Genomic DNA, 12007 nt, shown 5'->3' on the forward strand with positions numbered 1-12007 from the left:
GTTTTGTAAATTCACTTAAATAAAAATTTAGACAAGTCTAAAAATATATTTAAGTGAGCAAAATAATTACACTCTGGGTTGTTATCCTTTTTGTTTTCATTACCGATGTAAAAGCACAGGATGATCGCCGGGTACGGGTCACAGACAGCCTGACTGGCGATGTAATTCCGGGGGCCACATTTACGCGCGACAGTGTTAAACTGGTCGCCACGCGTTCCGGCGAGTTGTTGCTGAAAGCCGATAGCAGCCATTGGCATATTTCTGCAACAGGTTATGAATCGCGGCGGATTGTGGTTGATCCCGGCGGGCACACGTTGAACATCGCCTTGCAACCGGTGCAGGCCGAAATGGAGAATGTAGTGGTGTCGGGCACATTACGCGCGGTGAACCGTCTCGAAAGCCCGGTAGTGGTGGACGTATATACACCGGCTTTTTTCAAAAAGAACCCGGTGCCAAGTGTATTTGAATCTTTGCAATTGGTGAACGGTGTGCGCCCGCAGCTCAACTGCAGCGTTTGCAATACCGGCGATATTCATATTAACGGACTGGAAGGGCCTTATACGATGGTGACGATCGACGGCATGCCAATCGTGAGTAGTCTTGGTTCCGTTTATGGCTTGTTTGGTATTCCCACACAATTGATCGAACGGATGGAAGTGGTCAAAGGGCCGGCTTCAGGATTGTATGGATCGGAAGCGATAGGAGGGTTGATCAATATTATTACCCGTTCGCCCGAAAAAGCGCCATTGTTCAGCGGTTCACTGATGACCACCAGCTGGCTCGAACACAACCTCGATCTGGGACTGGGTTACAGAGCCGCAAAGAATATCCACGGCCTGCTGGGTATTCATTATTTTAATTATGGCAATAAAGAAGACCGCAACAATGACGGCTTTACCGATGTGGCTTTGCAGCACCGCATTTCTCTTTTCAATAAACTAAGTATACGCAGACCCTCCGGCAGAAAGGCTTCACTGGCTACCAGGTATTTTTATGAAGACCGCTGGGGTGGCGATATGCGGTGGAATAAATCATTCCGCGGTACCGACAGCATTTACGGTGAAAGCATTTATACCAGTCGCTGGGAAGTGATCGGACAATACCAGTTACCCATGAATGAACCGGTAATGCTGTCGGTTTCGGCAACAGGCCACCGGCAGGATTCACGTTATGGCCACGTACCCTATGTCGCCGATCAGAAAATACTGTTCACGCAGCTTACCTGGGATAAAAACATGGGAGCGCATCGGTTGCTGACAGGACTGGCCTACCGGTACAATTATTACGATGATAATTCTACAGCCACCCGCGATATTTTAACCGGTGAGAATCAGCCGGAGCGTTATGGATTACCCGGTATTTTTTTACAGGATGAATGGACGCTTGATGAAAAACATTTGCTATTGCTGGGGGCACGTTACGACCGGCATCCGGTGCATAAAAATATATTTACGCCACGCATGGCGTGGAAATGGTCCCTTTCATCCCACCAGGTATTGCGTCTGAATGCGGGCACAGGATTTCGTGTTGTGAGTCTTTTCACCGAAGATCATGCGGCATTAACCGGCGCACGTGAAGTGGTGATCGCGGAAAAACTGAAACCGGAACAGAGCTACAATGCCAATCTTAATTACACGCATATTTTTCAATGGCAAAAAAATAAACTGCAGGCGGATCTGTCTGCCTGGTATACACATTTCACGAATCAATTATTACCCGACTACGATACTGATCCCAACCAGATCATTTACCGCAACTTAACCGGTTATGCCGTATCGCGTGGTGGCAGTATCAATTTTGAACTGTCGCTTGGTCATCGTTTTAAAGCCATGGTGGGTGGTAACTGGCAGGATGTGTCGCGCGTAGAAAGAAATGAAACGGGGAAAAAAACATCGATCCGGCCGGTATTGACCGAACGCTGGAGCGGGACATGGACCATCTCCTATACATTTCCCGGACCCGGTATCGGCATTGATTACACGGGAAACATTTATGGACCCATGCGGTTGCCGCTGTTGTCGCCAACTGATCCCCGCCCGGATATGTCACCCGTATGGAGTATTCAGAATATTCAACTGACTAAAAAATTAGGCGGTAAGGCCGATGTATTTGCCGGTATAAAAAATTTACTCAATTGGACACCCGCCAAAAATGTACCCTTCCTCATTGCACGTACCAACGATCCGTTTGATAAACAAGTACAGTATGATGCGGGTGGACAGATCATGGCCACGCCTGATAACCCTTATGCCCTGAGCTTTGATCCGTCTTATGTATATGCGCCGAACCAGGGCATCCGTTTTTTCGCAGGAATAAGGTGGAGTTTAGCTGCGAGACCCTGAACAGAATAGGGTAATTTGCAGGAGATGAGAAGGATTGTATGCTGGCTGATCATTTTTTCCTTTGTTGACGTTCTGCATGCGCAGCAGGCGGACACGGATTCCGTGCAGGCATTGGAGCGGGTGCAGGTAAAGGCTTATACGGGCCGGCAGGTATTGTTCCGCACACCGGGAGCTGCCGCTGTTATTACGCAGCAGCAATTGATCGCAAACGGACCGGCGGGTTTGCTTCCATCGCTGAACCAGGTGGCGGGTGTAAGAATGGAAGAACGTTCGCCCGGAAGTTATCGCCTGGCCATCCGCGGCAGTCAGTTGCGTTCGCCTTTTGGTGTGCGCAATATTAAAGTATATCTCGATGAATATCCGCTCACAGATGCGGGTGGAAATACTTACTTCAATATTTTTAATCCGGGTGATCTTGCGCGCATCGAATTATTGAAAGGGCCGGATGGTAGTTTGTTCGGTGCCAACTCCGGTGGTGTATTGCGTTTGCAGGCAATCGATCCGGATACGGCTTTTCAACTGAAAGCCGGCATTGGTGGCGGTTCGTATGGATTGTTTATGCAGGAAGCGGAAGCCGGATCACGCAATGGTGCACATACATGGAATGTACGCGAATCCTGGCAGCAATCGGATGGTTATCGCGAGAATAGTCGTTTACGAAGAGGAATGATCCGCATCGGCGATCACTGGCAATACCATAACAAAGGAAGCATTGAGTTGCTGGCACTGATCGCAAACACCGGCTATCGCACGCCGGGCGGATTAACGGCGGCGCAATTTGCGGCGGATCCGCGACAGGCCCGGCCTGCAGCAGCACAACTGCCCGGTGCCGTTACACAAAAAGCCGGTATTTACAGCGACTACTGGCTGACGGGTATTACTCATACATGGAAAACTGAACGCGGTCCTGAATACGTGACAGCTTTTTCTTATGCAGGCATGAATCTGCGCAATCCGTTTATCACCAACTATGAAACGCGTAAAGAACGAACGTTTAGTCTCCGTACTTTTTTACGTTGGAGCATTGATAAGGCAGTCCGTTTGCAATCATCCTTTACACTGGGAGCGGAAGGACAGCAGACGTTTTCGTTTATCCGTAATTACACCAACGAGAGCGGGGACCGCGGGGAGCGGATGCTGGCAGACGATATACGCAGCCAGCAATATTTTTTATTTGGCCGGGGACAACTGCAAACAGGCCGGTGGCAGGCCGAAGCGGCTTTGAGTCTGAATCAGCAGCGCCATCGTTTTACCGGCGATCAGCCATTGTTGCGCCTGTTCCGGCCCCAATGGATGCCGCGTGTTGCGGCGAGTTTTTTGTTGTATAAAAATGTGCTTGTGCGTGGAAGCGTCGGTCGTGGTTATTCACCGCCTTCGTTGGGAGAATTGCGCCCTTCGGGCAATGTAGTGGATGCGGGTCTGCAGCCGGAGAGCGGATGGAATAAAGAAATAGGATTGCGGTGGCAGGATGGTCAACGTCATTGGTGGATGGATGTTTCCGCATTTCATTACGGATTAAATGAAACCATCGTGCGGCGACTGACGGATGCAGCAGAAGAATATTTCATCAATGCGGGTAATACCCGTCAGCAGGGATTGGAATGGCAGGGCAGTTGGGATGTATTGCGTTCATATAATCACCGGGGATGGCGGTTGCAGTTGAATGGCAGTGCTGCCTTCTATCATTTCCGTTTCCGCGATTACAAAACGGATGCAACGGATTATACGGGGAAAAAAATTGCGGGTATCCCCGGTCAGCAGTTTACATTGGCCACGACCATAGGCCTGCGGCAAACTTCCTTAAACGTTTCATGGTTTTATACCGGAACGATGCCCTTAAATGATGCGAATACGGTGTTGGCAAAAACCAGTCATTTAGTACGCGTGCAGTTTTCCCAACTTATTTGCAATGGTAAAAATGGCCGGCTGGAATGTTATGCGGGCGGTGATAATTTGTTAAACCAGCGTTATAGTTTGGGATATGATCTCAATGCGCCCGGTGGGCGGTTTTATAATGCAGCGGCGCCGCGGAACTGGTTCGCCGGAATCCGGTGGGGGTTAATTCAAAATTCAAAAACGTGAATCGTCAATGGTGAATGGTGAATAGTGAATAGTGAATAGTCAATAGTGAATCGGGCAATGGCTGTTTTACCTAATACCTAATACTTAATACTTAATACTTAATACTTAGTACTTAGTACTTAACACCTATAACGGCTGTTTCAACCCTACGCTTTTTTACCGTAAATGATGGGGATAAACAATTTTTTTCTTTTGTCCTTCAAGTCTAGATTTGCTGCCCTAATTTCTCAACAATGGATACAAAATATCTTCAGCATATAGCCGGTTCGCTCAACCTGGGCATTAAACCGGTAACCAATATCCTGCAATTGCACCAGGAAGGCTCTACTATTCCGTTTATCGCGCGATACCGCAAAGAAGCTACGTTCAATATGGACGAAGTGGCTATTGCATCCGTGATCGAGCAGGTTAAGTATTTCGAAGAGCTGGAAAAAAGAAAGGAAACGGTTGTTAAGACCATCGACGAAGCCGGCAAACTTACACCCGAATTGCGCAAGCGCATCGAAGATTGTGTAAACGCAACGGAACTGGAAGATATTTACCTGCCTTATAAACCCAAACGTAAGACACGCGCAACCATGGCCATTGAAAAAGGCCTGGAACCGCTGGCACGCCTGCTGTTTGATGAACAAACCGCGCAACCCGATGCCGAGGGACAAAAATACCTCAACGAACAGGTGGCTTCCGTTGAAGAGGCCTTGCAGGGTGCAAGGGATATCATGGCCGAATGGATCGCAGAAAATGAGCTGGCGCGCAATGTGGTGAGGAAACAATTCACCGAAGAAGCCAAACTGTCTGCACGCGTGCTCACCTCAAAAAAAGACGAAGAGGAAGCACAGAAATACCGCGATTACTTTGAATTCAGCGGTTCGCTTGCCGACAGCCCTTCGCACCGCATTCTCGCCATCCGCCGCGGAGAAAAAGAAGGTTACCTGATCATGGATATCAGCATCGACAAAGAACAGGCCTGTCAATCGCTGCGGGAAAAGTTTGTAAAAGGGAATACGGCCGCTGCACAACAGGTAAACCTGGCTGTGGAAGACAGTTACAGCCGGTTACTCAAACCTTCCATCGAAACCGAATTCCGCATGAGCAGCAAGTTGAGCGCAGACGAGGAAGCGATCGGTGTGTTTGCAGAAAATCTTCGTCAGTTATTGCTGGCATCTCCCTTGGGTCGCAAGCGCGTACTCGCGGTGGACCCCGGGTTCAGAACGGGATGTAAAGTGGTATGCCTGGATGAGAATGGCAATTTTCTTCAGTACACCACCATCTTTCCGCATGCACCACAAAACGACTGGCAGGGTGCTGCGGCCACATTGACAAAACTCGTAAAGGATCATGGCATACAGGCCATCGGGTATGGAAACGGCACGGCAAGCAAGGAAACGGAGCAACTGGTACGCAGTCTGCAATTTCCGGAGCCTGTGTCGGTATTTATGGTCAATGAAAGTGGTGCGTCCATTTACTCTGCCAGCGAAGTAGCGCGGGAGGAATTTCCTGATCAGGATGTAACGGTCCGTGGTGCCATCAGCATTGGCCGCCGCCTGCTGGACCCCTTGAGCGAACTCGTAAAGATCGACGCAAAAAGTATCGGCGTTGGACAATACCAGCACGATGTGAATCAAAATAAACTGAAAGAATCCCTCGACCAGGTAGTGGAAAGCTGTGTAAACTTTGTGGGCGTAGATGTGAATACGGCGAGCAAACATTTGCTGACCTATGTATCAGGGTTGAGTGGAACCGTAGCCAAAAATATTGTGGAGTACCGCAGCAAGAACGGCGCATTCAAAAGCCGGGATGAGTTGAAGAAAGTTTCGATGCTCGGGCCGAAAGCATTTGAGCAAAGCGCAGGCTTCCTTCGTATTCCCGGTGCGGAAAATCCTTTGGACAATTCTGCTGTGCATCCGGAAAGCTATGGTGTAGTGGAAGCAATGTCGGCTAAATTGAATTGCAGTGTAAAGGAACTGATCTCCAAACCGGAACTGCGCAAATCCATCAATGTGAAAGATTATGTTTCTGAAACAATAGGAGAATTCACTATTTCAGACATCCTGAAAGAATTGGAAAAACCGGGTCGTGACCCTCGTTCACCGATCGAAGAGTTTCGTTTTGCCGAAGGCATCAGCACCATGGCCGATCTGAAGCCCGGCATGAAAGTGCCGGGTATTGTGACCAATGTTACCAATTTCGGTGCATTCGTGGATGTGGGGGTAAAACAGGATGGGCTTGTACACATTTCTCATCTGGCCAACCGTTATGTAAGCGATCCTAACGAGGTGGTGAAACTGAATCAGAAAGTGATGGTGACGGTAGTAGAGGTAGATGCTTCGCGCAAACGTATTGCCTTGAGCATGAAAGATGCGGAAAGCAAACCCGAGCCTCGCCGCGACAACAACAATAACCGCAATCGCAATACCGGCAAAACGGATAATCGCCCATCGTCATTGAATCCGTTTCAGGCGAAGCTGGAGGAGTTGAAGAAGAAATTCAAGTAAGTAGTAAGTGAACAGCCATTTCCTATTGACTTATTGACGATTCACCATTCACCATTCACGATTGACCATTCACCATTCACCATTCACGATTCAAACAAACACAAAGTTCCGCCCACCCATTCCTTGTCTTTGTTGTAACGCACACCGATCATCTTGCCTTTGCTCAACCTTGCGAGGTTGTTGGCCGCAACAGGCCGATCTGCTCCTTTTTTCCAAAAATAAAACAAGCGGATCTCGGCTTTGGCAGGCTCGTCGGGTGTGATGACAACATCGGCATACTTAACCTTTTTCTGAAGGATCCAGTTAGCAGGGTCCTTTACGGCTTCGAGATCGGCAGGTGTAACATCGATTACCACACCCTGGCCGGCAAAGGAGAACAAAGGTTTCAATACATAATTTTCCAGATCGGACGGCCATTCGGTCAATTGATCGAGAAAATAAGTCGGCGGTACATAAGCGTGTTTGATAAACGGCAGCGTGTATTTGCTGATGCGGTAAAACCAGGAAGGATGCGGAGCCCATTCCACATCCAGTGGCTCGAACAGAAGTTTGCCTTTTTCCTGTACCTCTTCGGATTGTTGTGCAAGATCGTCAAAAATGATGCGGTTATAAATGCGATGTACCTGTGTTTTAACGCCGTCGCGCAGGTAAAATAACTCCTTTCCTTCCTTAATCAATTCGGTAAGACATACGGGTTCGATGCCAAGATAATCTTTGGTGCAATAGAAATCTATCCGTGTTTTTTGCTGATGCGGGAAAAGCTCCAGCAGGATCACATGCTCCGGTGAATGATTACCCAGGATGGTATCCTTCAACAATTGTATATAAGAAGATTTGTCGTAGGGAGGCAGGTAAGAACTATAACCTTCGGGCATATCAAAATGACGGTGAACGACATCGTCCAGTAATATTTCATAGGCAAAAAGCGAAGGGAATCCCTGCATCTCGATCAATTGCGGTTCATATCCGCCGTTCCCGTCCTCGCATATACCGAAGTCGAATGCAATAAAATCGGTATGCTCATCTTCGTTGGGAACGCGCAAATGATCGGGGATGGCTTTTTCGGTCATCTCTTTGAAGCCGGGGCTTACGATCGTATCCACGATGCTTTCGCAGGCCGCCAGTAATTTATCCCTGAAATCGCGCGGAACAAAGACCGGTGTTTCCGCCACCCGGAATTCGATGGCGCCCGGATGAATATTTTGCAGATCATGAAGAAAAGCCTCGTAACGTTCAGGGGTAAAAGCCTGGTTGTATTGCTCGCGGATAGATGGGGTCATACGTTCAACTTGAAGTATCAAGATACGAAGGGAAAATTGCTTCCCCAAACAACGCCGGACGCAGCGTGAATTACCCAAGGCTGCAATAAAAAAAAAACCACATCTTTGTAGCCCAAACGTTGTCAATATGAACAGAAAATATGTCGTGTTTATTGTTATGACCTTATTGCTGAGTCAGTTTGTGATGGCGCAAGGTGACTTCATTGCCAAAAGCAGCAGTGAAGGGTTGTATGTGAACCATAAGGTAGCTCCGAAAGAAGGTCTGTATGCGATAGCGCGTATCTATCATCTGCATCCCCGGACGATCGCTTCGTTTAATAAAATAGATATCAACCAGGGGCTCAATCTTGGCCAGGTGATTAAGATTCCGCTGACCAACGAAAACTTTAACCAGCAATCATCACAGGGTACGCCTGTATATTATATCGTAGGTGAAAAAGAGGGGCTCATGAAAGTGAGCAACCTTGCCAATAAAGTAACGCTTGCCCGCCTGCGCGACTGGAATAAACTCAGTTCGGATGTAGTGCCGGCAGGTAAAAAACTCATTATCGGCTATGTGGCCAATATGGCGGATGCTGCGCCGGCGCCTGCTCCTGTTGCAACAAGCGAACCCAAACAACCGGTTACGCCTGTTCAGGAAACAAAACCTGCCCCTGCCGAAAAGCCATTTGTGGTAGAGGAGAAGCCGCTGCCGAAAGAAGAACCGAAGAAAGAAGAACCCAAAGAAACACCGGTAGTAGTGAAGGAAGAACCTAAAAAAGAGGAGCCACGCCGCGAACAGCCGAAGACAGCACCTGCTCCTGCGGCAACACCGGCATCGGAGGATGGCTATTTCAAAACAGCTTTTGCCCAGCAGACGCGTTCAACACCCATCTCTAAAAATGAAACGGTAACAGCCGGTATATTCAAAACATCCAGCGGCTGGCAGGATGCCAAATATTATCTTCTTGTTGACGGCGTGCCAACGGGTACGATCATCCGTATCACGAACCCGGACAACAACAAAGCTGTATATGCAAAAGTACTGGGTGAAATGAGTTCGATCCGTCAGAACCAGGGGATGAATATCCGTATCAGTAATGCGGCGGCATCTGCTCTTGGTGTTGGGGAGAGTGATAAGTTTATTGTCAACATTGCGTACTAGGTAAAACAGCCGTAATAAGTAATTAGTTTTAAGTAACAGCGATGGTTCGTGTATACACGAGCCATCGCTGTTTAGGATGAGACTTGCGTCTTAAATTCGGAGGTAAATTATTAAGCTGCGGCATTCCGTCGCGAGCCGGAGCGACGCCGTGCTTCCCTGGTTCGTGTACACACGAACCAGGGTTATTGGGTGTTGTTGGTGTGAACACCAACAACGGCGGCAGGTTACCAAGCGTGGATTGTGGGAGGTGTTGCCTTATGAAGTTGACACCTTGGTTCGTGTACACACGAACCAAGGCTATTGAGTGTTGTTCGTGTGAACACCAACAACGGCGGCAGGTTACTAAGCGTGGAGTGTGGGAGGTGTTGTCTTATGAAGTTGACTCCCTGGTTCGTGTATACACGAGCCAGGATTATTGGGTGTTGTTGGTTTGAACACCAACAACGGCGGCAGGTTACCAAGCGCGGGGTGTGGGAGGTGTTGTCTTATGAAGTTGACTCCTTGGTTCGTGTATACACGAACCAAGGCTATTGAGTGTTGTTCGTGTGAACACCAACAACGGCGGGAGGTTACTAAGCGTGGAGTGTGGGAGGTGTTGTCTTATGAAGTTGACCCCTTGGTTCGTGTGAACACCAACAACGGCGGCAGGTTACCAAGCGCGGGGTGTGGGAGGTGTTGTCTTATGAAGTTGACTCCTTGGTTCGTGTATACACGAACCAAGGGCTGTTCAGGACGATGCTAACTTTACTGAGGCGTTTAAATTCGTGACTGCCAGAACCTCAGGATACGATTGACAATTCACGATTCACGATTGACGATTAACGATTCACAAAACGATAGCCCCGCAGGAACTCATCTATCCCTATTCTCTTTTTCCCTTCAAGTTGTAATTCTTTCACCAGCACATAACCATCATTACAGGCAAAACGTAAATATGTTTTACTATCCGTATCGTAAGCGCCCGGTGCGTGGGAAGGTGTTTGCAATTGCTTTTCACTGCGGAAAATTTTCAGCGTTTTATCATCGAGCGAAGTGAAAGCTCCGGGAAAGGGAGAGAGACCGCGGATAAGATTATGTACTATTGCAGTGGGTTGATTAAAATCGATCCGGGCCGTATCTGTAAAGAGTTTTGGTGCATGATGTAAGGTGCTTCCTTCGTCCGCCTGTTGCGGTTGTTCGGTGAGAGTTCCATCTGCTAATCCTTTTACGGTTTTTACCAGCAATTGTGCACCGTTCTCTTTCATGCGATCATGCACTTCGCCGGCCGTTTCATTTTCCCCGATTGGAAAGCTGTCCTGCAATAAAATATCTCCGGTGTCGATCTCGTGTTGCAAACGGAAAGTGGTGACACCTGTAACGGTTTCACCGTTGATTACGGCCCAGTTGATCGGAGCCGCTCCACGATATTGAGGCAGCAGTGAACCGTGCAGATTGACGGTGCCCAGCGGCGGCATGTTCCATACCAATTCAGGCAACATGCGGAAAGCAACCACGATCTGTAAATCGGCATCGAGTTTACGCAATTCTTCGAGGAACACCGGATTCTTCAGCCGTTCCGGTTGGAGAACAGGAATCTCTTTTTCTACGGCATATTGTTTTACCGCACTGCCCTGCATTTTCATCCCACGGCCCGCGGGTTTGTCCGGAGCGGTGATGACGGCTACAATATGACATCCCGCCTGCACCAATGCATCCAGCGAAGCAACGGCAAATTCAGGTGTACCCATGAAAACAATACGGAGAGAACGGAAATCCTTCATATAATTCAAAAGTAAAAAGTAAAAAGTCAATCCCGAAGTCTCGGGAGTGAATGGTGAATAGTCAATAGTGAATAGTGAATAGGCAATGGCTACTTACTACTTACCCGTTGGCGGAATTAATTCATTCAAATATAGCGGCTTTTAAGCCGCTTTTTTATTGGGCCGGTAAAAGAAAATAAAATTGCCAGCGAATGCTAATGTTGCTACATTTGTAAAAAATAAGCAACTATAACATGAGTGGCAATATCTCCATCTCTCCTGAAATGCAGAAACAAGTTAGCGATCATCTGAAAAATGACCCTGTGGCGAAAGAGATCGCGGATAAAGAACTACTCCTACATCAGAAGAAGAATGAACTCATTGAGTTGGAAGGGGAATTATCCATTCTTAAAAAGAAGAGGCCTGAAATTGATTTACGATATCGTGAGTCGATTAACTGGTGTTTGACAATTGATTCAGAGAACCCCTACTATTTTCTCAAAAGTAAGGAGGGCCTCGTTAGGTGCGTGGAGTATAAGCACAAATACAAACTCACCCAAGGGCAAAACAGCGCTTTCGGTGCAGTATTAAGCACCCTTTTCAAAGAAAATAAAGTCGGAAGAATCACACCCGAGCACATGGATGTGTTTTTTTACGGATTGCCAGAGATGTTTGATGAGGATAAAAACGGACAATTAACGATTCTAAAGAAGAAGTATCAGAAAAATGTTCATAAACTAAGACATGTGAACGTAAAGTTCTAAAAACTAAAAGCCTCCCAAGTTTTGACCGACCGGAAGGCTTTTAAGATAGTTACAATGGGCTCCGATAACGATGGCGGGATTCCGCCCTTATCAAGCTATAATCCCCCGGTTCGATTCCGGCGTAGTCCACTGTTTTCTTACCATAAAGGTAAGAAAATTTT

General features: G+C 47.8%; 7 protein-coding genes. 5 read left to right on the forward strand and 2 right to left on the reverse strand.

The features are described 5' to 3' along the window. Positions 1-53: 53 nt before the first annotated feature. The 3 genes from H608_RS0109760 (at position 54) to H608_RS21875 (ending at position 6919) form a co-directional block, all read left to right on the forward strand. Entirely contained in the window at positions 54-2342 is a 2289-nt protein-coding gene (locus H608_RS0109760) for a TonB-dependent receptor plug domain-containing protein (RefSeq protein ID WP_028787523.1), read from the forward strand. Positions 2343-2366: 24 nt separating this feature from the next. Then, entirely contained in the window at positions 2367-4424 is a 2058-nt protein-coding gene (locus tag H608_RS0109765) for a TonB-dependent receptor domain-containing protein (RefSeq protein WP_028787524.1), read from the forward strand. Between the two features lie 233 nt (positions 4425-4657). Beyond that, positions 4658-6919 (forward strand): Tex family protein, encoded by a 2262-nt coding sequence (locus H608_RS21875; RefSeq protein ID WP_038008049.1) that lies wholly within the window; start codon positions 4658-4660, stop codon positions 6917-6919. An 83-nt stretch (positions 6920-7002) separates the two neighbouring features. Here the strand turns inward: H608_RS21875 and H608_RS0109775 are convergent, their stop codons facing one another. Beyond that, positions 7003-8199: a hypothetical protein gene (locus H608_RS0109775; protein ID WP_028787525.1), complete on the reverse strand. Its 1197-nt coding sequence runs from the start codon at positions 8197-8199 to the stop codon at positions 7003-7005. Between the two features lie 127 nt (positions 8200-8326). Here H608_RS0109775 and H608_RS0109780 point away from each other — a divergent pair, with 127 nt between their 5' ends. Further along, a complete protein-coding gene (locus H608_RS0109780; protein WP_028787526.1) occupies positions 8327-9343 on the forward strand; it encodes a LysM peptidoglycan-binding domain-containing protein in 1017 nt (338 codons plus the stop codon). Positions 9344-10161: 818 nt separating this feature from the next. On the opposite strand, the gene fmt is transcribed toward H608_RS0109780, so the two are convergent. Further along, positions 10162-11103, reverse strand: a complete 942-nt coding sequence (gene fmt, locus H608_RS0109785; protein WP_038008051.1) for a methionyl-tRNA formyltransferase — start codon at positions 11101-11103, stop codon at positions 10162-10164. A gap of 233 nt (positions 11104-11336) precedes the next feature. Here fmt and H608_RS0109790 point away from each other — a divergent pair, with 233 nt between their 5' ends. Further along, complete coding sequence (locus tag H608_RS0109790) at positions 11337-11846, forward strand: hypothetical protein (RefSeq protein ID WP_028787528.1); 510 nt, start codon at positions 11337-11339, stop codon at positions 11844-11846. Positions 11847-12007 lie beyond the last annotated feature (161 nt).

It is taken from the genome of Terrimonas ferruginea DSM 30193, from assembly GCF_000425585.1.
GTDB lineage: Bacteria > Bacteroidota > Bacteroidia > Chitinophagales > Chitinophagaceae > Terrimonas > Terrimonas ferruginea.

What these genes read in the sequence shown, in the direction of transcription:
- H608_RS0109780 (WP_028787526.1), top strand. Translation starts at nt 8,327, where the DNA reads ATGAACAGAAAATATGTCGTGTTTATTGTTATGACCTTATTGCTGAGT.
- H608_RS21875 (WP_038008049.1), top strand. Translation starts at nt 4,658, where the DNA reads ATGGATACAAAATATCTTCAGCATATAGCCGGTTCGCTCAACCTGGGC.
- fmt (WP_038008051.1), bottom strand. Translation starts at nt 11,103, where the DNA reads ATGAAGGATTTCCGTTCTCTCCGTATTGTTTTCATGGGTACACCTGAA.
- H608_RS0109790 (WP_028787528.1), top strand. Translation starts at nt 11,337, where the DNA reads ATGAGTGGCAATATCTCCATCTCTCCTGAAATGCAGAAACAAGTTAGC.
- H608_RS0109775 (WP_028787525.1), bottom strand. Translation starts at nt 8,199, where the DNA reads ATGACCCCATCTATCCGCGAGCAATACAACCAGGCTTTTACCCCTGAA.
- H608_RS0109765 (WP_028787524.1), top strand. Translation starts at nt 2,367, where the DNA reads ATGAGAAGGATTGTATGCTGGCTGATCATTTTTTCCTTTGTTGACGTT.